The following is a 21,746-nucleotide window of genomic DNA, read 5'->3' on the forward strand; positions in this document are numbered from 1 at the left end:
AAATCAATAGGATTTTTCACCACACACTAAAGGATTAAATACTGTGGCAGAGATCGTAAACAGCATTGTTGATGCTATTGGTCAGACTCCCCTTGTTCGACTCAACCGCCTCGATGCTGGTTTGCCCGGCAACGTAGCCGTCAAGCTCGAATTCTACAACCCCGCAGGCTCTGTGAAAGACCGCATCGGCCGCGCCATCATTGATGCCGCTGAAGAAGCCGGAGCTCTCAAGCCCGGCGGTACCATTGTCGAAGGGACTTCTGGAAACACCGGTATTGCCCTTGCAATGGTTGGTGCAGCACGTGGATACAACGTTATTTTGACAATGCCCGAGACCATGTCGGCTGAACGTCGAGTACTGCTTCGCGCTTACGGTGCGAAAATTGTTCTCACTCCCGGCACCGACGGCATGCGCGGCGCTGTTGAGAAGGCACAGGAAATCGTTGCCACCACGGACAACGCAATTCTCGCATCGCAGTTCTCCAATGAGGCAAACCCTGCTATTCACTACAAGACCACCGGCCCTGAAATTTGGGATGCGACTGACGGCAAGATTGATATTTTCGTATCGGGTATCGGTACCGGCGGTACTATCTCCGGTGCTGGCAAGTACTTGAAGGAGAAGAACCCCAACCTGCAGATTGTTGCCGTTGAACCTCAGGATTCACCGCTCCTGTCTGAAGGCCGCGTTGGTCCGCATAAGATTCAAGGCTTGGGCGCTAACTTCGTGCCGGATACTCTCGACCGCGAAATCTACGATTCGGTCATCGCAGTATCTGGTGAGGAAGCAATCCGCACTTCCCGCGCACTAGCAACCCAGGAGGGTATCCTGGGTGGTATTTCTTCCGGCGCAGCCGTCTATGCAGCATTGGAAGAAGCTAAGAAATCCGAAAATAAGGATAAGCTGATCGTTGCAGTTGTTCCCGACTTCGGTGAACGCTATATCTCTACGGTACTCTACGAAGATATCCGCGGCTAACCTTCCTCAAGAAACAACGCCCCACGCTTCCGTTCGCTACGGTGCTGTGGGGCGTTTCCTCTGCTCAGAGAAGAATAGGGAATATCAGCATTCTTTTCTAGTTGTACGCAATAAAGGGTCAACATCAATATTGTGCGGCGCAGGCGCGCCTAATATGAAAACCGGCTTCGATGTTGGTACCTTGGGGAAGTATCTACTGTAACAGAAAGAAGATTATGGGATTTTTTGCCCGTCTGCGCGAAGACATTGAAAATGTTCGAGAGCATGATCCAGCGGCGCGTGGGGCTGGCGAAATCATGCTTAACTATTCGGGCATGCATGCGATATGGGCTCACCGGCTTACACACAAACTTTGGCAAAAGGACGGCACGAAATCTCTAGCTCGTACCCTCTCGCAGCTCACCCGTTTTTTGACCGGTGTCGAGATCCATCCAGGGGCCGTCATTGGGCGGCGTTTTTTTATCGATCATGGCATGGGTATCGTTATTGGTGAGACCACCGAAATAGGTGATGATGTGATGCTCTATCATGGCGTTACTCTCGGCGGTCGCTCGCTTGAAAAGATTAAGCGCCACCCCACAATCGAAGACAGAGTAACAATCGGTGCTGGTGCTAAGGTGCTGGGTCCAGTAGTCATTGGGGCAGATAGCGCTATCGGAGCAAATGCCGTGGTGGTGAACGATCATCCGCGCGATTCCATAATTACGGGTATCCCTGCGAAACATCGTCTGCGTACACCCGAGAAGAAGAAGCCTCTGGTCGATGCTGTGGAATATATCGACCCGGCAATGTGGATCTAATCTTGAGTGGTGCTCTCTATGAGGTTTGTGGTGTTGTTTTATCTATAACGGCATCTTGCCGCAAACCTCAATAGTGCAACTACTACGATATAAGGTTTCTGTACCCTGAATAAGGTCATTAAATCCACCGATAATCCGGTGTTACCCGTGTGAACCACCCACGACTCCAGGTCTTCTTTGGGCAGACAGAGCATCATTGCTCGCAGCGTGTTCTCCAGGTTCTCAGTCTATCGGTCACTGGATCACGCGCATACGGACAAAACACAGACAAAAAGGGGTGTGGCTGCTTTCTCACGAAGCGGCCACACCCCTTTTATTGACGCTGTTCTTAAGATCCAGGTTCTAGTGAACGTGGATATCTGCAGCGTTTACTTCTGAACGGTCACCGCTCCACATAGTGTGAAATGCGCCTTCTGCATCCACACGTCCATAGGTGTGCGCTCCAAAGAAGTCACGCTGTCCCTGAATAAGGGCTGCGGGCAGACGGTCGCGGCGCAGTCCGTCATAGTAAGAGAGCGCCGAGGAGAAGACCGGAACCGGCACACCCAACGCGGTAGCCTTTGCAACCACACGGCGCCAAGAAGGAACAAGCTCTTCCATCAGATTCTTGAAGGCGGGTGCGAGAAGCATATTGGCCGGTACCTCGCCCGCATAAGCCGCCATAATATCGCCCAGAAGCTCCGCGCGAATAATGCATCCGGCACGCCAAAGCGATGCGATAGTGTCAAGGTGCAGTTCCCAGCCGTATTCCTGCCCGGCACGAGCGATCATATCCATACCTTGTGCATACGCCACCAGTTTGGAGGCAAAGAGCGCACGGCGCACGTCTTCGACAAATTCGGGATCGCCTGCACCGACTCCGGTGGTCGCGATGAGACCAGCAGGAAGTTCCTGCTGAGCCTGTGCACGCGCCTTAACATCTGAAGAAGACAGGGCACGAGCGAAGACAGATTCAGCAATAGCGGATACTGGAGCTCCCAAGTCAAGAGCAGCCTGAACGGTCCAACGACCGGTACCCTTCTGACCGGCCTGGTCAAGAATAACGTCTACCAACGGTTTACCGGTCTTCGCATCAACCTGTGCCAAGACTCCCGAGGTAATCTCAATCAGATATGAGCTGAGGTCGGTCTCATTCCATTTCTTGAAGATTTCAGCCTGCTCGGCGGGTTCAATACCTGCAACAGAACGTAGAATATCGTAGGCTTCGCCAATAACCTGCATATCGGCGTATTCAATTCCGTTATGCACCATTTTGACGAAATGTCCTGCGCCATCGGTAGAGATCCAGGCGCAACAGGGAGAACCATCCTGCGGCGCTTTTGCTGAAATTTTCTCTAACATAGGACCTACATGCTTGTAGGATTCAGCCGAACCGCCCGGCATAATCGAGGGTCCCCAGAGGGCACCTTCTTCGCCGCCAGAAACGCCGACGCCCACAAAGTGCATACCTTTTTCTGCAAGAGATCGTTCACGGCGAATAGTATCGGGGAAATGAGAGTTACCGCCGTCAATAATAATGTCCCCTTCATCAAGAAGAGGGGTTAACTGCTCAATAACAGCGTCTACAGGGGCACCCGCCTTCACCATAATCAGGATACGGCGGGGAGATTCGAGCGAGTCCACCAAACCTTGAAGTGACTCGGTGCGGATGAAGTCACCGTCTGCACCGTGCCCAGAGAGCAAGGCATCGGTCTTCTCAACAGAACGGTTATGCAGTGCTACGGTGTACCCGTTACGTGCCAGGTTGCGCGCTAGGTTAGCGCCCATGACGGCAAGCCCGGTAACACCAATCTGTGCCTTCTTGTTTTCAGTCATGTATACAAGAATACGCTGTTTTACGTTTTATCCGCGTGTATCCAAGGAATTAAGCGTTTGGATTAGACAGGAATAACATTCGGCAGTCTTTGAATGATTATTGTGAGCATTCCACGATATACCCATGATGCGCGGAGAGAATGGATATAAAGGAAAATCCCGTACCGCCTGTTACGGTACGGGATTTATATGTGGGTCCTACCGGGATCGAACCGATGACATCCACGGTGTAAACGTGGCGCTCTACCAGCTGAGCTAAAGACCCAATTTTCGCTATAAAAACCTTTATTTTCCTGCGAACAAGGTAATACTATACGGGGTTTCTCATGTACTCGCAACTGAGATGTGCATGTTATATGTCACATCAGAATTAGATAGTGGTTACTACGCCCTCAAAGTCTTCACCCCATGACTATACCCCTCACAAAACCACATAAACACAAATAACAACATGCCTCAAGGTGTCAAATTTTAAGGGGGAAAGCCCCTAGATCGGGAAATTTGCACATTTTAGGCAAAAATTCTTACCGCGGAATATCGCACCAACCTGCCTACTTTCATTCATAACCCAAAGCCTCCAACGAAAAAACCTCAAAAACAGTCATCGGAGATCAAAATAAGGTCTAAGATAGTAGAGAAAGAAGTATGCTCCTAGAACACTGTGCGCATGCTTACCGAAGGGTGCCTCGCACCAGCGCCACAAGCGCCTTCACAATTGGATAAGAAGAGAGGTTGGATTAGTTTGGCTAACGTACCGAACGAACACTCCCTGAGTACTCTACTTGACGGCCTCAAGGACGTCGACGTTGAGGAGACCCAGGAGTGGACCGAGTCCCTTGAGGACCTCATCAAAACTCACGGCACCGAACGTGCCGAGTACATCCTGCGATCCCTAATTCAGGAAGCAGGCAAGAAAGGCGTTGAGGTACCGGTTCTAACCAAGACCGACTACATTAACACCATTGCAGTCGACCAGCAGCCTGAATACCCCGGCGATGCTGATCTTGAAGAACAATACCGTAACTGGATTCGCTGGAACGCTGCCATTATGGTGCAGCGCGCACAGAAACAGGGCATCGGTGTTGGTGGACACATCTCCACCTATGCAGGTATCGCTGATCTTTATGAAGTTGGGTTCAACAACTTCTTCCGCGGGCGCAATCACCCCGGCGGCGGTGACCAGGTATTCTTCCAGGGCCACGCCTCTCCCGGTAACTATGCGCGTGCTTTCGTTGAGGGCCGCCTCAACGAAGAAGACATGGATGGCTTCCGTCAGGAGAAGACCAAGGGCGAGCACGGCATTCCCTCTTACCCGCACCCCCGGTGCATGCCTGAGTTCTGGCAGTTCCCCACAGTATCGATGGGTCTAGGCCCCCTCAATGCTATTCACCAGGCTTCCTTTAACCGCTACTTGCAGAACCGCGGTATCAAGGACACCTCACAGCAACACGTCTGGGCATTCCTCGGCGATGGCGAGATGGATGAGCCCGAGTCACGCGGTGCACTGCAGCTCGCGGCTAACGAAAAACTCGACAACCTGACCTTTGTAGTGAACTGCAACCTGCAGCGTCTCGACGGTCCCGTGCGTGGTAATGGCAAGATCATCCAGGAACTCGAAGGATTCTTCCGCGGCGCTGGTTGGCATGTCATCAAGGTTGTCTGGGGCTCCGAGATGGACGAGCTTCTCGCTAAGGACAAGAGCGGTAAGCTCATCCAACTGCTGAACGAAACCTTGGACGGCGACTACCAGAACTTCCGCGGTGAAGACGGCGGTTACATCCGTGAGCACTTCTACGGCAAGTACCCCGAAACCAAGGAGCTCGTTGCCGACCTGACCGATGACGAAATCTGGGCTATTCGCCGCGGCGGTCACGACTACAAGAAGATCTATGCAGCGTATAAGGAAGCGCTAGAGACCAAGGGGCGTCCAACCGTTATCCTGGCACAGTCCATTAAGGGCTACGCTCTTGGTCCCTACTTCGAGTCCCGTAACTCGACCCACCAGATCAAGAAGTTCACCATGGAAGCGCTCAAGGGCTTCCGCGACCACCTAAATATCCCGATCTCTGATGAAGAGCTGGAGAAGGACCTCTACAACCCACCGTACTACCGTCCCGGTCAGGACAACCCGGCAATTCAGTACATGCTCAAGCGTCGCGAAGAACTCGGTGGTTTCCTCCCCGGTCGCCCCAATACTCAGCCTGAGATTCAGCTGCCGGACGATAAGGTCTACGCGGGTACTAAGAAGGGTTCAGGCAAGCAGCTTGCCGCATCCACAATGGCATTCGTGCGTCTCATGAAGGACCTAATGCGTGTCAAGGGCTTCGGCCACCGTATTGTGCCTATTACTCCCGATGAGGCACGTACCTTCGGTATGGACGCATTCTTCCCCTCAGCTAAGCTGTACAACCCGAACGGACAGAACTACGTTCCTGTTGACCACGAGCTTATGCTCTCCTACACGGAGTCGCCTCTGGGTCAGATTCTGCACGTGGGTATTAACGAGGCTGGCGCAACCGCAGCATTTATCGCGACCGGTACCTCCTTCGATACACACGGTGAGCCGATGATCCCGATTTACATCTTCTACTCGATGTTCGGCTTCCAGCGCACCGGCGACGCTTTCTGGGCTGCTGCCGACCAGTTGGCACGAGGCTTTATTATCGGCGCTACTGCGGGTCGTACCACGCTTTCCGGCGAGGGTCTGCAGCATATGGATGGCCACTCCCCCATCCTGGCAAGCACCAACCCTGCCGTGAAGCACTACGACCCTGCATACGGCTACGAGATCGGACACATCGTCAAGCGTGGTCTTGAGCAGATGTACGGCAACCTCGATGAAGATCACGATGTCATGTACTACCTGACCGTGTACAACGAGCCGATCCACCAGCCCGCAGAACCCGAGAACCTGGATGTTGATGGTCTACTCAAGGGCATCTACAAGCTCAAGGATTCTGAGCTTACCTCCGGGCCCAAGACTCAGCTGCTCGCCTCCGGTGTTGCTGTACCGTGGGCTTTGGAAGCTCAGAAGCTCTTGGCTGAGGACTGGGGCGTTTCGGCTGATGTATGGTCGGTAACCTCGTGGAACGAGTTGCGCCGCGAAGGTCTTGCCGCCGAGGAAGAAACCTTACTCAACCCCGATAAGCCTGCACGTGTACCCTACGTGACTCAGAAGCTTGCCGGTGCTGAAGGTCCTATTGTGGCGACCTCCGATTACATGTCGGCTATGCCTGACCAGATTCGCCAGTTCCTCCCGAACGATTTTGCAACTCTGGGAGCCGATGGCTTCGGTTTCGCGGATACCCGCCCCGGTGCACGTCGCTTCTTCCACATTGATGCTCAGTCAATGGTAGTTCGTGCCCTGCAGATGTTGGCAAAGGACGGTAAGGTGCCCGCCGATGCGGCTGCCAAAGCGTTTGCCAAGTACGATCTGAATAACGTTAACGCAATTCAGGCAACACATATCGATGACTAGTTCCATTGTGTTCTAGCCAGGCTTTCAGCGGAAAGCCAAATTAACTGGTTCCCTCGCTCTTGTACGGTGCAAGAGCGAGGGAACTTTTTACCCTTGAAAACCGTCCAGTACAACTTCCGAGGGGCTTCTATCACAGGTGGAGCTTTATCAAATAAATATGTTTTGATGATATTTTTTACTCCATGCCTCGGTATATAATTGGAAGGTCAGAATCACCACAATCACCAAGGGACTTCAGTGTCTAACAACCTCCAGGCAAACTTTAAAAGTATAGACGCGGAGATTACATCGTCGTGGGCTTTTGGAGAAAGTATCCACGATTCCGAATTTGTATCTTTTTATACTTTTATCGAGAAAATTAAATCCGCACAACAAAAGAATACTCAAATACTACCGAGTAAACCTTTTAATGGTAGCGTGCAGGTATATTATTCCTTTAAATACAATGACACTATCGTTCAAACAGAACATGCTTTCTACGAGAATATTTGGCAAGGTTTTCGGGAAACTCTGCGTATGATCCTTGACGGCCATGACAACCTGCTTCCGGGTGGCATGAACCGTATTATCGATCGTCAAATTAAAGCTGCTGAGAATCAAAATCCTAATATTTCTGCACTCCAGCTTGTGGAGTGCATTCCTCTTTTTAATACCGCAGTACAGGAAGCCCATAAACGTTCACAAGATACCGTAAAAAAGTTTTCCATATACCGCGATATTCGTATTTGCATCTATTTTGGAAATTCTGCCGGAATGCCCTATTCCCGAGTTCCTGTACAACTTCAGGATCTCATTTCGCAGCATATTAAACCTTTAATCGAAAAACCGCCTACTCAACGAAAAAAACCCACGCCTAAAGATTTTGAGAATACCCTCAATGCTGTTGAAGAAGAAAGTGGCAGGTTTTATCCCACCGGACCTGTTGCAAAATCTCTTTTTAAAAATAAATGTGTTGTTCTTGAGGGAGTCGCGGGCTGCGGAAAATCTTACCAGATCAATACTCTCTCACGTGAGGATACTGGGTACGGCAAGGCCAACATTACAACGGTAGTCTTCCACCCGTCTACGAGTTACGAAGAGTTCGTGAGCGGGCTGCGTCCAAACTTTTCACGCCAAGAAGATGAGCCTGAATTTGTGTCGCACGAAGGTGTATTTCTTCAAGCCTGCCGAAAAGCTGTTGAGAACCCCACGACACCACATCTGCTTTTCATTGACGAGATTAACCGTGCCAATACCTCTCGTGTTTTCGGCGACCTTATGCTCGTTATTGAAACGTCAAAGCGTGTTTCCGTAAAAAAACTTCAGGATCATCGTGAAAAACTTTACGGTTCAGTATTTGCGGCTGATGCGGATATTCCCCAGGGTTTCACCTATGCGACTTTACAAACTCCGCTTTATTATCAGGGTAAAATATATAACCGTTTAGTAGTTCCAGATAACCTGCACATTCTGGGAACTATGAATTCTACCGACCGCTCTGTGGGTACCATTGATTTGGCTTTGCGCCGTCGCTTTATCTGGATGGAAATGAATCCTCACAATGAAACAGATTTGCGTACAGAACTTGAAGCTGAACGAGGTGCTATTTCTGAAGAATTAGACATCGTTATAGAACGGTATGCGGATATTAACGCCATTCTAGAATCCGAGGTTGGCCCCGATGCACGTCTGGGACATTCCTATTTCTTCTCTCGAAATTCCACCCCCGAAGACATTGCACGGGCTTTGTTAACCCAGCTTGCGGAAATTGCAGCGACTTTCAATATCAGTTCCGGCATTCTCGAAAAGATCGGTTCTATCAATGGGCTATCCGTCAAGATGGTGGGCCAGCGACTCGGCAGCCGCCCACGCGTGGTTGGTTCATGGAGCGGTCCCGGTCTGCCTTCTGCTCCTAAGCCCGCAGGTCAAATTCCCTGGTTGGAAGTAACGAGTGGTGAGTGAAGTTCGCTACTTTCAAGCGAGCGCGCGCGGTAACGGTGTCGGCGTTACGATCCTAAAACACACGCATCCTCAGCCGGGTGCCGTGCATACTCTGGTTATCCATGTGTTGCCCAAGCTCTGGTGCAAACAATGGGTATCGGCTGAGCAGCCGGAGGTTATTGCGCCTTTTAATGTGAAAATCGCCCCTGAGGCAGGCGGACAGTTCGCCTCTGTGCAGGATCCTGAGTCTTCGCTTTACGAGCATAGCGATGACGGTACGTTATCTCTCTATGTCTATGAGACTGAGATTCTGGTGCTTCCGAAGCCTTGGGCTGGGTATTTAGAGACGGTTTCGGGCTCTGCCCTGCCGCCGCATGATGATGATAATGAGGGCGGTGCCTCAGATCCACTGTGGACAGCGCTGGAGTACCCTGAAAAGCATGTCTATGCAGTGGCTGCTACGGTTTGTGGACGGGTTTTAGGGCCGGCTACGGCCCGTGAGAATATGGACTTTTCGGCAGGTGGTCAAGGTACTGGCTGGCAGAAGGTTTCTTTGCTATGGCGTATGCTGGCAGAGCATCATGAGGAACAGGCAATTATTCAGGGGCATCGTGACATTACCCCGCAGGGTTCCGAACTTTTTCCGCATATTCCTTCGCTCAAAGAGGCTATGTACCGCGTTTTTGTTGATTCAAGCGGGCAGGCTTTGGCGCATCGTCGTCCGGTTTTTGAGCCTGAGGTGGATGAATTACTTTTTGTGCGTGGTCGTATGCTTCCACGCGAGCTTGTAAACCGGCGGATTAACCGACGTATTGGGGTTGTTTGCGAGTTCGATTCTCTGACGACGGATACGCATTTATGGCAAATGATCCGCGCCGGATTACAGCAGGTGGCAACTCATGCCGCCGATAATGAGGTCGTCGACGATGCTTTAGGGTACGAGTCTGTGTTGCGTGATGTGAGCACGCAGAATATTCGTAGTCTGCTGACCGAAACGCTCTCCCCTGCTTTTGCTATGCGATTGTCGGCACAAACTTTGCGCGCTTACCACTATGCGCAATCTATTTTGTCGCAACAATATGGCTTTGGTTTAAGCGATAGCCCGTATGAGGCGGGTGTGCTGGCAAATATTAAATTTGATACTTCGTCATTATGGCGAAAAATGTTGGTACGGGCCCTCACGGATACCGGTTTAGAAGTGCGTGTGGAAAACCCCGTTGGTATGCTTTATCACCGCAATGCTGAGGGTCGCCAGCAGGGTGTGGCCTTTGCAAAACCAGATATGATGCTGTATTCCCGAGGCATTCTGGTAGCAACCCTTGATGGCAGGTACACCACGTATTGTGAAGATTTAATGCAGCGATCCGAGCATGAACGGTACCGAATGCTGGCGGTCGCGTACCGCACGGGTGCGGACGGTTATACAGCATATCCGGTAGCCGGTAACGGAACTCTAGGCAGGATCCTGACGGTAGGCGAGCCCGGGGCGTATCCTCAGGCGCCTATGTCTGCGGAACATCATGTGACGACCTGCGGGGTGCGTTTCCCTCAACCCGAGGATGGACGCACTACCGCTGATGCCTCGCATTTGGCGAAGGTGCTTAGGAAGGTTCCTGCTGAGCCTTCATAGAGTGCAAAAGGCCCGCAGGCGTGACCTATGCCGAACTCCTATCGCTTGTGGTGCTGTTGATGTCTCTGTTCTTCCCCCAATACCCATAGGGTGCTTTTAGAAGGCTTCTGCAATGATTTCGGGGATGCGTTCCGGATTCACCAGATCGGGGTGGGTACCGTTCTTCAACGTGACGGTACGGAACGAGCCCGCGTGAGGCTCCCAGCCGTGCGCATCCAGATAGGGTTGATCGTCATGGCTCACTCCAATCAATACGACTTTTCCGCCAAAGTTAAGGTGGTTCGAGCCGCGCATAAGGGCGGCAGAGGCACGCATAGATTCCAAACATACTTCTAGCTTGTCTTCGGGTAGATATCCCATAGCCGACCCGGCATCTCGCAGTCGTTCGAGCGTCTGTGGCAAGTCAAGAACGGTCTGCGCCGATACTTCGGGAAGACCGCCCATACGTAAGAGGGCACGAAAGCTCTCTTGCTCGTCCGGTTCAGGAATCCCCTGCCACTGTTCGACGGGGTATGCATCCAGAAGCGTAACCTGTTGTACATCGTAACCGGCAGTCTCGGCAAGCGCGGCTACCTCGACGGCGGCAGTACCGCCAACGGACCAGCCCATCAGGGAAAATTGTGATGGAAGCTGACGTTCCTCAAGGGTCTCACGAATACGCGCAAGATACCCCTCGGCGAGTTCACGAAGGCTCTGGGCGTAGCCAGCATTTGGGTTCGTGAATGCCTCATGTTGCAGTGCGTAAACCGACGGATGCCCGGGTATGTAGGGCAGATAGGCGGCATAGCACCATCCCAGACCACCTGCGGGCGGCAGGATAAAGAGCGGTACGGTATTCTTCGATGTTGCGGAGTCCGCCGAGTCCGCCTCACGCAGAGGCAGAACCGGGGCAAATTCGACATCAGTAGAATCCTCGTTCAAGGCCGCAGCGATCCCCTTGACCGTGGGATTAGCGAAGAGGGCACCAATACTGAGCGTCTTTCCAAGGTTTTCTTCAATCTTGGCGATGACGGAGAGTGCCGCGAGGGAGTTACCACCTGCTGCGAAGAAGTCTTCGGTTACGCCGAATTGTGAGCGTCCTAGCACACCCGCGATAATCTCGCTAATTTGCTGTTCTAAAAGTCCATGGGGGCCGTCTGCGGTGTTGGTATCAAAGGTAAACTCGATCTGTGCCAGGTTTTTGCGATCTGTCTTGCCTGAGGGGCTAACCGGGAACTGAGCCATGGCGTGCCATAGGCGCGGTACCATATAGTCCGGCAAGGTGTTCTCACAATGCTGACGAGCTTGAGCAACAATACGGTTGCGTTCTGTTTCAGAAACGTCACCTATCTCTAGGAATGCCGCGAGAGCAGGTTCGGGCGTCTTCGTGTAGAGCAAAACGACGGCGCTATGGACTCCCTCAACGTGGGAGAGCGTAGTTTCGATGTCGCCAAGCTCTAGACGTTGCCCATGTAGTTTTACTTGGTGATCGGCACGACCACGGTAGAGGATGACTCCGCGAGGGTTTTTGGCCAAGGTGCCGGGTTCCTGGTTTGTGGCGGTGAGGTTCCACTCGGCAAGATCGCCAGTGCGGTAAAGTCGCTCCCCTGTGGCGTTGTCCAGGATAAAGGCTTGTGCCGTTGCCTCGGGATTGTTCTGGTACCCCGCAGCAAGCTGTACACCCGATAGGTAGAGTTCCCCTACGAATCCGGGCGGTATCGGCTGTAAAGCCTGGTCGAGAATACGGGTTTGGGTGTTCCAAACGGGCTGGCCGATAGGAACAGTACTGCACTCTGGGTTTTGGGAGCTATCCCAGAAGGTAACATCGACGGCGGCTTCCGTAGGCCCATAAAGATTTAAAGGGTAAACACCCATAATATTATGCGCGCTGAGAATCTGATCCTTCTGAAGTGCCTCGCCCGAGCAGATAAGATAGCGCACATGGCGTTGCTGCTCCCCCGATCCAAAACCTGCTTCGGCTAAAGTACGTTGAGCGTAGGGAGACTCTAGGAAAGCGGTGAGCATCGTGGGTACGAAATGCAGACAGGTAACGTTCTGTTCGGCGATAACACGCGCCAGGTAGGCCGGATCTCGGTGCCCATCAGGAGCGGCAATAACGACGGCGGCCCCTTCCTGAAGCGGCCAATAAAGCTCCCACACATGAACATCAAACGAGATAGGCGTTTTATGTAAGATGCGGTCCCCCGCACGGTCTTGTGTGGATGCGCCGACCGGAATCTGTGACTGCTGCCAGCGTAACCGGTTATCAATGGAACGATGACTAATCGCAACACCTTTGGGTCGCCCTGTCGAACCCGAGGTAAACAAAATATACGCGGTATCATCCAGTGCTGTGCCGATACCCGGGAATGTTTTTACCTCGGGAACATCTACAAGGTTTAGAGGTTCTCCGACAGGAGCAGTTAAGGAAGTAAATTCAAATTGCTGCAGCCCGCACAAACTCTGCGTATTCACCGGTTTTAACTCGGCCTCTGCAATAGGACTCAGCCCGGAACCATACACAAGCGCCGAACACTGCGCATCTTCCATCATGGAGCTCACACGTTCAGCGGGCAGATCCGGCAAAATCGGCACATAGACAAACCCTGCATAGAGCGCCGCATATAAGGCGATATATTGTTCAAGTCCTCGATGAAAACGTAGGCCTACAGCAGTTCCAGGGCACACGCCAGCTTCCAGCATCGCCTTTGCTAGGGCGCGGGCTCGCACATCCAGCTCGTGATACGTGAGTACCTGCGAAAATTCATAGGCCTGCGGAGATTGCGGGGACAGCGTACCGTCCTCATCCGGCGCGCAAGCATAGAGTGCGGGTTCGTTCGGGTAGCGTGTGAGCGCATCCTGAAAACGCTGAAGCAAAGTTTTATACTCTATCGGATGCGCGGTAGCGTTAAACGATTCCAGCAGCTCTACTTCATGCGGTAACGCAGTCGTCAGGGTATCCATCGACCGCTCCTCAAGGGCAGCCTGAGCCCAAGATTCCAACCAATTTTGTAGGTGCCGGGCGTGAACTTCTACGTGCTTGCGGGTATACAGGTTCGGGTTGGCATCGAACTCTACAGAAATTGTGTGACCGCGCCCGGGTATGCCTCGCAGGGTAATGGTCATATCCGCAACTGGTCCCGCAGATATGTTATGAATATATCCCACAGAAGCAGGCGTGTTTTCGGTAGGTGCACCTAGCGGTAAAGCGGCATCAAACGGTATAACATTGATCTGGGAACCAAAGAGGCGGCTGTTATTGGACTGCGCTAAACGTTCTAGGTCTTCTTGTCGAGCAAGCGGATGTGAGGCGTTTCGTGCATACTGGTTCTTTACGCTATCGAGTGCCTGTGCAATACTTCCAATACCTGAAACCTGTACCGGAAGCACATTCACGGCGGTGGTTCCAGTCTGAGCGCTGGTCTTGCCGAGAACACGGGTTTCTGCGGGAACCTGAGCCCCAAATATACGGTTCATCTGGGGTATGCCAAAAGCAGCGCTTCTACGCCCACCAATACGGGCCAGATAAGCCCCTACGGCACCGGTTACAGTAACGGGCCAGGAGGTTCCGTATATTTTGCCAATTTCCAGCATATCCCGCTGTAGTTTATCAGGCAGGGTCAGTACCTCACGCAAGGCCTGTGGCGCCGGTGATGCACTCCGTGCCGCCAGCGATGTATCGGGCTGGCTAAGTACTTCCGCTTGCTCGGAAGTCCACAAGGCCAGGTCTTCTTCTCGGGCATGTTCGGCAGCGTGGTCAGCCTGAAGAAGCTCCATTAAAGAGGCGCGTTTAACGGTAGGCAGAGGCTTTTCGGCGCTCAATGCACGATAGATAGCCGCTACACGAGATAGACCATTAAATGCTGCAAAGCCGTCTGCCACCACATGGCTAAAGCTGTGGTAAACCCAGAGTTTACCCCCATAGTATGTGGCAGCGGAACGTACCGTAACACCCGCATCAGTCCTCAACGTTTCGCTGATCAGCTCGGATGCCCAGCCACGCACCGCTGCCGGAACGGGATTCTGCTCTTCCGTTTCTTCCTGAGTCGGGAGGGAAATTACCGGAAGTACCTCAAGATTAGTCAAAAACTCATTAAGTGGCACGACTCGTTGCTCTGGACGCCCAGTCTGCACGCACGTCTGCACCCGGAACCCTTCATTTTCACGATAGAGTTGAATAAATGCCTCACGCAGGTAATCAAGATTCGTCTCGGGTGGGCATTCCATGATCTCTGCCGTGTTATAGCAGGGATTTTTGGGATCGATAATAGCGGCAAGATAAATACCTTGAGCGCTTTTGGTCAGGGGAATCCAGTCATGCTTGGACCCACTATGCTCGGTGATGCTCATAGTCCGGTCTATTCTTTCAGGCGGTGTCGTGTGCTGGTTGGGTGAGTATCGGCCTTATACAGGTACCGATTTCGTCAAAGTTAGCTGATGCGAGTGAGCAAAAATTCGACGGTCGGGTTTTCTACCAGTTCGGTAAATTCGATAGTAATCCCCTTGCCCGCGAGGTCATCGAGCAGGGCAAAAGCGCCCATTGAGTCCATCCCCAGAGAAAAAAGGTCGGTCGTAGACTCGGAAAAGGCGGTATCCAGCGAATCTGCCTCGTGGATATACTGAGCAAGCAGGGGGCGAAGAGTAGTCTCTGCGGACATTATGTTCCTCTCTGGCATCATGTCTTACGTATACCAAAATTTATATACACATAAATTGTAGATGAGGTTCACCTACATGAAAACTATGTAAACCTTTACATCACCGTCATATAGCGGGTGTTGACCACCTATACGTGACTATTATTCTCTGCGCATGCCTCATAGAGCACCTGCTTTTGAGTTAAACTTCCGGGGTAAGAATCTCAAGATTCTTACCCCGGTATTATGGTATCCGCACGCTTATTTAGCCCGCGCTAATGCTTAGCTTAGTTGCTCTTACTCCTGAGCCAGCATCTCAACTAGTTTAATGCGAAGTTCACGGCGTGAGATCTTACCCACGTTTGTGGTTGGCAGAGAGCTCAATACCTGTACACGTTCGGGGATCTTAAAATCAGCCAGCTTCTTTTCAGTGAAATACTCGTACATGGTACGGCGCGGATTCTCACCGAGCGATTTCCCAGCCTGAGGTACAACTATCAAGCAGACGCGCTCGCCCACGGCTTCATCAGGCAGGCCGAGGGCTACCGCATCCAAAATATCCGGATGCTCTAACGCCAACTCCTCAATTTCATCCACCGAGATCTTCTCACCGTTACGGTTAATTTGATCTTTAGCGCGTCCAGTAACTTCAAGATACTTTCCCGCGACTATACGCACGATATCGCCCGTGCGGTAGAAACCGTCTTCAGTAAAGCTGAGCTGATTAGCGTTTTCTTCGCGATAATAGCCGCGAATCGTATAGGGCCCGCGCGTGAGGAGGTGACCGCTCTGCCCTGGCTTGACCGGGTTATCCTGTTCATCCACCACGCGGATTTCATCAGCCGGGCTGATAGGGTATCCCTGAGTATTCATGCGTATATAGGGTTCATCGCGCAGACGAGTGTAATTCACCAAGCCTTCCGCCATGCCGAAGACCTGTTGGATGCTCACACCTAGGGTTGTTTCGAGCTCCCCCGCCACCGTCGGAGCAAGTTTCGATCCGCCCACCTGAAGCACGCGGAGCGAAGGCAGCTGCACGTCACGTTTCTTTACAGACGCCAGCCAGGCCTGCGCCAAGGGCGGTACGAGTGAGGTGAAGGTAACGCCTTCCATCTGAATCAGATTAAGCGCCGTCTGAGGGCTAGGATCAGCAGCAAATACGAGCTTACCTTGCACACACATTACGCCCAGGATTCCAGGCGAACTCATCGTGAAATTATGTGCCGCAGGAAGCACCACCAACATGGTTGTGTTGTTATTCAGTTTGCAGATATCGGCGGAACCACGCACCGAGTACAAGTAGGCTGCGTGGGTGCGCGGAATTAGCTTTGACATACCGGTTGTACCGCCGGAAAGCTGCAAAAATGCAATCTGCTCGCTTGCCAGAGTATTTTGGGTATTCTGCACAACACCGGGATGGAACGGTTCAGCCAGCTCAGTCTCGCTCAACGGAGTTACCGGGAGCGCAGCATCAAGGGCAATAGGCGGTTCTAGACCATCAGCACGCATCGTCTGTGCCACATCGTCGGCGAGCGCTGCAAAATCTGCTCCCGGAGTTTTCGAGGAAAATATATGCGCAGCGGCATCAGTGCGGGTTGCAAAATGAACAAGCTCACTCGTGCGGTGCTGTGGCAGACAAAAGACCGGTAAGGCTCCTGCCCAAAAAATACCCATAAGATATATCAGGTATTCGGCGATATTTCCTAACTGTAAAAGCACACGATCGCCGGGTTGCACCCCGGCATTCTCTAGGCGACGTGCTGCGGCACGAGCAGCCGCCTCCAGCTCTCTATAGCTCAGTCGGATCTGCTGCGGTTTGCCCTCTGCGTCGCTCTGTGCATGCGAAAGTGCCACTAACGCCGGAAAATGTGGCTTAGCACGGCAGGCATCAAGCAGAAACTCGGGTATGGTCTGATCGATCCAGTACCCTTCTTCACGGTAACGCCGTGCGAAATCCTCAGGAATCAGTGGGGTTTCGAGCAGTTCGGAGCGTTCCACAATCTGTTCGGTCATGTTTATGTCTTTCTCAGCTATAAGATTTTAGGGGTTAGGCATAAGAATGCGATTCAGCGCGGGTATGATAGCTCCACGCCAGCAGGCGTAGTCGTGACCGCCGTTGAATACAGTGTAGTTCAGGTGTGTGTCCACGGATTCGAGTTCCTGAACAAAACGCTGATGCGGCGGCAGCAGAATCCATTCCTGCTCACCTACCTCGACCTCAAGGTGAAGGTGGGACAACCGGTGCAGTTCATTGGCTTCACGCAGCTGTGAGAGTTTATCGAAAACCTGAGGCTGCCACAGCGAAGACGATTGAGCGATTGCCGCTCCGAAAGACTCTGGGCGCGAGAAAACCGCCAGCAGAGAAGACAGCCCGCCTAAGGATTGTCCGTTGATGATAATATCCTGTGGCTCTGGCCGCAGCCCGTGATGACGCTTCAAATGAGGAAGCGCTTCTTCCACAATATAGTCGGCTATAGGGCTGTCTCCATTGAGCTCTTGCCAGCGGCGTTCTCGGCCGCCCGAGTGCAGAAAGAAGACATTCATATCCGGAATACGCCCGGCGGCACAGGCTCGGTTGAGCATATGCTCCATACCGTGCCCGTACCAGACTTCACCGTCGAAAAGGATAAAGAGCGGAGAATCGGGGCTTGGGTTTCCTACTCGTCCCAACAAATATTCATGCCCGTCCGCAGTAGTCATCCAGTGCGGTTCAGGAAGGCTGTCGAGTTCCTGCTGGGTGAGCAGAAACTCATGAACCGGCGCATCGGCAAGCTCAACCACGCCCATACAACGGCCAATACGGTTGCAGACGGTCTTCGGGTTAAGCGGGTCGCCTTCACCAGAATCGAGAGCGGTGCGCAGTGTCACCTGATCGTCCTCCCCCAGCCAGATCGGACGTTCCCCTGGCAGTGTGGGAATAAAGTTATAGGAAGCCCGCCAGTCGGTGCGCATCTGGAAGCTCAGCTCCCACCAATCGGTGCCTGGAATACGTTCCATCAGAGACAACGGCAGGTTTTTCTCATCTGTCAGTCTATTGACAAAAATAAGAACCTGCTCTGCCGTGGCATGCCGATACAGGAATGTGACAATGCGTTCGTTCTCATTCGCTGTTCCGTCGTCATAGTAAGCCTGCTCTATAAGTGGAGTCCCATCCGCTACGATCTCTGTGATGCGGGCGTTAAGTTCTTGCGCGCCCACGGCTTCGTTTACGATGCGCGTCATAAGCGGGCTGGGTACGCGCGGGGCAGGTGTTGGGCGCGGGGTTTTAGGCGGCATAGGACGCGCCATGATCTTTGACTTGAGATTCTGTGTGGTTTTATGTGGAAGGGTCTCAAAATCACCCATAAAAGGCTCCTTAGTGACCTTCGCGGGCGGCGGCAATTGCGTCCGCGGCAATAGTAATCTCTTGGTGAGCTGCCGGAACTACCAGTGGTGTTCCGGTACAGGGGTCATCGCATATAACAGATTCTAGGTCGAAAACTTCCTGAATTAGCTCGGCAGTGACAATTTCCTGAGGATCACCCTGAGCGATAATCCTACCTTCCTTCATGAGCACCGCATGAGTGGCGTATCGGAAAGCCAGGTTCAGATCGTGTAGCACAACCGCAACGGTATGCCCCTCAGAGTGGAGCTTCTTGGTAAGGTTTAGCACCTCAATCTGGTGGGTAATATCCAGGTAAGTGGTTGGCTCGTCCAACAGAATCAAAGGCGTCTGCTGGGCAAGGGTCATGGCAATCCACACGCGCTGACGCTGACCGCCGGAAAGCGCCTCAATAGGACGTTCGGCCAGCTCCAACACGTTCGCGGCTTCCATAGCCTCAACGCAGGCAGCCTCATCCTTCTCAGACCAGGAACGCAGAAGGGATTGATGCGGGTACCGGCCGCGTGCCACAACATCCGCCACGGTCAACCCGGTGGGTGCCTCCGGCGTTTGAGGAAGCATGGCGAGAATCTGCGCGATGGAGCGGGATTTCATCTTTGAAAGCGGCAGACCATCAAGAAAGACCTTTCCGCCTTTGAGAGGATTCACACGCGCCAGAGCTTTGAGCAAGGTAGATTTACCGCAGGCGTTAGGACCCAAAATAACGGTAAGCTCACCCTCAAGCACCTTGAAGTCTATACCGCTGAGCACCGTGTGGTCGCCATAGGCTACGACCATGTCTTCGCCTGCGAGTCGGCTTTCGCTAATCTCTGCACGAGCCTTCACTAGCTCTTCTTCCTTTCAAGGTAAATCAGGTAAATCAGATATAAACCGCCCAGGGCGCCGGTAACCACACCGACCTGTAGGGTACGGCCGGGAATTGCAAACCTTCCAATAAGGTCTGAGGCCAGCACCATCAACGCACCCATGAGGGCAGAACCGAAAAGGGTAACTCCGCCGCTTCGCCCCAGGGTTTTCACGATATGCGGGGCAGCAAGTGCCACGAATGCTATGGGACCGGTAGTCGCGGTGGCTAGGGATACGAGAAGCACACCGAGGAAGAGCGCACACACCCGATAAGCGTTGACATTCACACCTAAGCCCGACGCCACGCTATCGCCAAACCGAATGGCCCCGAGAGGGCGTACCAGGGCGAGAAGCGCGGGAACTGTGACAATCAGAAAAATCATCAGTGTAATCGTACGCGGCCACGACATATCATCGAGAGAACCAGCAAGCCAGGATGCCGCCGTCTGCGCCTGAGTCAGTGATGCCCGAACTACCAACAACGAGTTGAACGCCGCAAGAGTCGATCCTACGCCAATACCCACAAGCACTAGGCGGAACCCGCGTAAACCTGTATGTCGAGTCAGTAACCACACCGTAATGGATGTTGCGATACCGCCAATGAGGGCACCAATAGCAACTTCTACCGGACCAGAGTCGAAGACGATAATCTGCAGGAGTGCACCAGTTGCAGCACCGTGTGTAAAGCCGATAATATCCGGTGAGCCCAGCGGATTACCTGAGATTACCTGGAACAGCGCCCCTGAAAGCCCTAAAGCTGCGCCCACAAGCAGAGCTGCCACGATGCGCGCTTCACGCTTCTGTACTAAGACCACTGTGATGCGTTTACCCCGCCCAACGAGGGCATTAATGACGTCCATCGTCGTCACTTTGTAGTCGCCCTGTTGCAGCCCCCACAGGCTAAGTGCCACGATGAGAGCGATCAGCACAATGTACAGCGTCAAAACCCGCCAGGGAACCTGCGCCTGAATGAGTCCGCGTGAGTTAAGAACAAGCCTGCCAGCCAAATCGTGACCGCGCCGTGCACCTCGAGGGCGCGAAGATTCCTGTTTCTGAGTCTTGAGGTTCGTCGCCTTAGTCTGTGTATCTGTCATCAGAGAGCCTCCACCTTACGACGAGTCATCAGGAATAGGAAGAGGGGTGCCCCTGCAAGGGTAGCGATAATTCCTACCTGAGTTTCCTGCGGGTGCTCAGGGGTCGCCATAATAACACGGGCTAAGACATCGGACATGAGCAGCCAGACAGGACCTAGAAGCGCGGAGCCGTAGTTAACCCAGCGCACATCATTGCCCATTATGGCACGCACTACAAATGGAACTGCCAAACCGACGAAGGAGATTGGTCCGATGGCAGCGGTTGCCGCACCTGCAAGAAGCGTTACGGCAAGAAGTGTGAGGTTTTGGGTCCGATATACCCGTACGCCTAGGGATATAGCGGCTTCTTCACCCATACTTAGCGCGTTGATCGAGGGTGCTACAAAAAACGCTAAAAGGAGACCCACGAAGATCACGGGGGCAATAGCCTGTGCGACTGATATATCACGCCCTTCTAAAGACCCGGTAACCCACACACGAAATTCGTCAAAAGCATCTTGGTTCGAGAGCATAAGTCCCTGTGCTACAGCAGCAAGGGCGGCAGAGATAGCCACACCGGCGAGAGCTAATTTAACAATTGAGCCGTCTCGACCACGCCCGAGGGTATAAACGACAGTGGCGGCTATAGCGCCCCCAAAAGCGGCGGCAATCATATACTGCCAGATGCCGAGAACACCAAAAAGTACAACAGTGAGGATGACTGCAACGGCGGCACCGGCGTTGACACCCATCAGACCAGGTTCGGCGAGTGGGTTACGGGTGAGTGATTGCATGAGTGATCCGGCAACTGCGAGGGCCGCCCCGCAGGCTATCCCGATGAGTGTCCGCGGGATGCGCTGCTCAAAGATAATGGCATGACTTTCGGGGGTTGATTGCCCCGCTAAGGTTTCTATGATGCTGTCGGGGGAGAGTGATTTTAGCCCAACAGTTAGCGAGGCAAGAATACTCACGCCGAGCAGAACCGCGAAAATAATAAGCCAGGTTATTCGTCGGCCATTTTTTTCGTTGCGCCCACTTTTCATGGTTCGTGAGGCTCCTGTGCGTTCCAAGGTTACGCTCAACGAGACTCCTTTATTATGTGTGGTCTAAGATACAGTGCTATCAACAACGCTACCGTAAAGGTAGCTAAGACCGCCTTATCTCGATACCGTGTCTTGATCCCTATGGCGTTAGGTTACCTTTGGTT

The 21,746-nt window shown here is 52.8% G+C and carries 13 protein-coding genes and 1 tRNA gene; 5 read left to right on the forward strand and 9 right to left on the reverse strand.

What is annotated here, in order from left to right:
- The first annotated feature begins 43 nt into the window (after positions 1-43).
- Positions 44-979 carry a cysteine synthase A gene (cysK, locus tag HMPREF2958_RS05410; protein ID WP_004004913.1) on the forward strand — a complete coding sequence of 312 codons (936 nt, stop codon included), beginning with the start codon at positions 44-46 and terminating at the stop codon, positions 977-979.
- Positions 980-1,194: 215 nt separating this feature from the next.
- Entirely contained in the window at positions 1,195-1,779 is a 585-nt protein-coding gene (gene epsC, locus HMPREF2958_RS05415; protein WP_041321815.1) for a serine O-acetyltransferase EpsC, read from the forward strand.
- A 342-nt stretch (positions 1,780-2,121) separates the two neighbouring features.
- Here epsC and gndA read toward each other — a convergent pair whose 3' ends face one another.
- Together gndA and HMPREF2958_RS05425 are read right to left on the reverse strand one after the other, a co-directional pair.
- A complete protein-coding gene (gene gndA, locus HMPREF2958_RS05420) occupies positions 2,122-3,594 on the reverse strand; it encodes an NADP-dependent phosphogluconate dehydrogenase (RefSeq protein ID WP_070697166.1) in 1,473 nt (490 codons plus the stop codon).
- 192 nt (positions 3,595-3,786) lie between these two features.
- Positions 3,787-3,859, reverse strand: a tRNA-Val gene (locus HMPREF2958_RS05425).
- Between the two features lie 477 nt (positions 3,860-4,336).
- Here HMPREF2958_RS05425 and aceE point away from each other — a divergent pair.
- The 3 genes from aceE to HMPREF2958_RS05440 all read left to right on the forward strand — a co-directional run bounded on the left by aceE (position 4,337) and on the right by HMPREF2958_RS05440 (position 10,622).
- A complete protein-coding gene (gene aceE, locus HMPREF2958_RS05430) occupies positions 4,337-7,072 on the forward strand; it encodes a pyruvate dehydrogenase (acetyl-transferring), homodimeric type (protein ID WP_070697168.1) in 2,736 nt (911 codons plus the stop codon).
- Positions 7,073-7,309: 237 nt separating this feature from the next.
- A complete protein-coding gene (locus HMPREF2958_RS05435) occupies positions 7,310-9,013 on the forward strand; it encodes an McrB family protein (protein WP_070697170.1) in 1,704 nt (567 codons plus the stop codon).
- Complete coding sequence (locus tag HMPREF2958_RS05440; protein ID WP_246828049.1) at positions 9,006-10,622, forward strand: McrC family protein; 1,617 nt, start codon at positions 9,006-9,008, stop codon at positions 10,620-10,622. Before HMPREF2958_RS05435 ends, HMPREF2958_RS05440 begins: the two co-directional genes overlap by 8 nt.
- Before the next feature lie 96 nt (positions 10,623-10,718).
- Here the strand turns inward: HMPREF2958_RS05440 and HMPREF2958_RS05445 are convergent, their stop codons facing one another.
- The 7 genes from HMPREF2958_RS05445 to HMPREF2958_RS05475 form a co-directional block, all read right to left on the reverse strand.
- On the reverse strand, positions 10,719-14,951 hold the full coding sequence (locus HMPREF2958_RS05445; protein WP_070697174.1) for a non-ribosomal peptide synthetase: 4,233 nt from the start codon (positions 14,949-14,951) through the stop codon (positions 10,719-10,721).
- Positions 14,952-15,031: 80 nt separating this feature from the next.
- Positions 15,032-15,259, reverse strand: a complete 228-nt coding sequence (locus HMPREF2958_RS05450; RefSeq protein ID WP_239662009.1) for a phosphopantetheine-binding protein — start codon at positions 15,257-15,259, stop codon at positions 15,032-15,034.
- 276 nt (positions 15,260-15,535) lie between these two features.
- Complete coding sequence (locus HMPREF2958_RS05455; protein WP_070697176.1) at positions 15,536-17,251, reverse strand: (2,3-dihydroxybenzoyl)adenylate synthase; 1,716 nt, start codon at positions 17,249-17,251, stop codon at positions 15,536-15,538.
- 27 nt (positions 17,252-17,278) lie between these two features.
- Entirely contained in the window at positions 17,279-18,583 is a 1,305-nt protein-coding gene (locus HMPREF2958_RS05460; RefSeq protein ID WP_070697178.1) for an enterochelin esterase domain-containing protein, read from the reverse strand.
- A gap of 10 nt (positions 18,584-18,593) precedes the next feature.
- Positions 18,594-19,445 (reverse strand): ABC transporter ATP-binding protein, encoded by an 852-nt coding sequence (locus HMPREF2958_RS05465; RefSeq protein ID WP_048755241.1) that lies wholly within the window; start codon positions 19,443-19,445, stop codon positions 18,594-18,596.
- On the reverse strand, positions 19,445-20,560 hold the full coding sequence (locus HMPREF2958_RS05470; RefSeq protein WP_070448520.1) for a FecCD family ABC transporter permease: 1,116 nt from the start codon (positions 20,558-20,560) through the stop codon (positions 19,445-19,447). The genes HMPREF2958_RS05465 and HMPREF2958_RS05470 overlap by 1 nt, the downstream gene beginning before the upstream one ends.
- The gene (locus HMPREF2958_RS05475; RefSeq protein ID WP_246828050.1) at positions 20,560-21,621 is read right to left on the reverse strand and encodes a FecCD family ABC transporter permease; all 1,062 of its coding nucleotides are present in this window, start codon (positions 21,619-21,621) and stop codon (positions 20,560-20,562) included. Before HMPREF2958_RS05475 ends, HMPREF2958_RS05470 begins: the two co-directional genes overlap by 1 nt.
- Positions 21,622-21,746 lie beyond the last annotated feature (125 nt).

Origin of the sequence: Rothia sp. HMSC036D11, assembly GCF_001814205.1 — a bacterium.
Classification (GTDB): domain Bacteria; phylum Actinomycetota; class Actinomycetes; order Actinomycetales; family Micrococcaceae; genus Rothia; species Rothia dentocariosa.

Coding starts and splice junctions, on each gene's coding strand:
- epsC (WP_041321815.1), top strand. CDS start 1,195: ATGGGATTTTTTGCCCGTCTGCGCGAAGACATTGAAAATGTTCGAGAG.
- gndA (WP_070697166.1), bottom strand. CDS start 3,594: ATGACTGAAAACAAGAAGGCACAGATTGGTGTTACCGGGCTTGCCGTC.
- HMPREF2958_RS05445 (WP_070697174.1), bottom strand. CDS start 14,951: ATGAGCATCACCGAGCATAGTGGGTCCAAGCATGACTGGATTCCCCTG.
- HMPREF2958_RS05450 (WP_239662009.1), bottom strand. CDS start 15,259: ATGTCCGCAGAGACTACTCTTCGCCCCCTGCTTGCTCAGTATATCCAC.
- HMPREF2958_RS05455 (WP_070697176.1), bottom strand. CDS start 17,251: ATGACCGAACAGATTGTGGAACGCTCCGAACTGCTCGAAACCCCACTG.
- HMPREF2958_RS05460 (WP_070697178.1), bottom strand. CDS start 18,583: ATGGGTGATTTTGAGACCCTTCCACATAAAACCACACAGAATCTCAAG.
- HMPREF2958_RS05470 (WP_070448520.1), bottom strand. CDS start 20,560: ATGACAGATACACAGACTAAGGCGACGAACCTCAAGACTCAGAAACAG.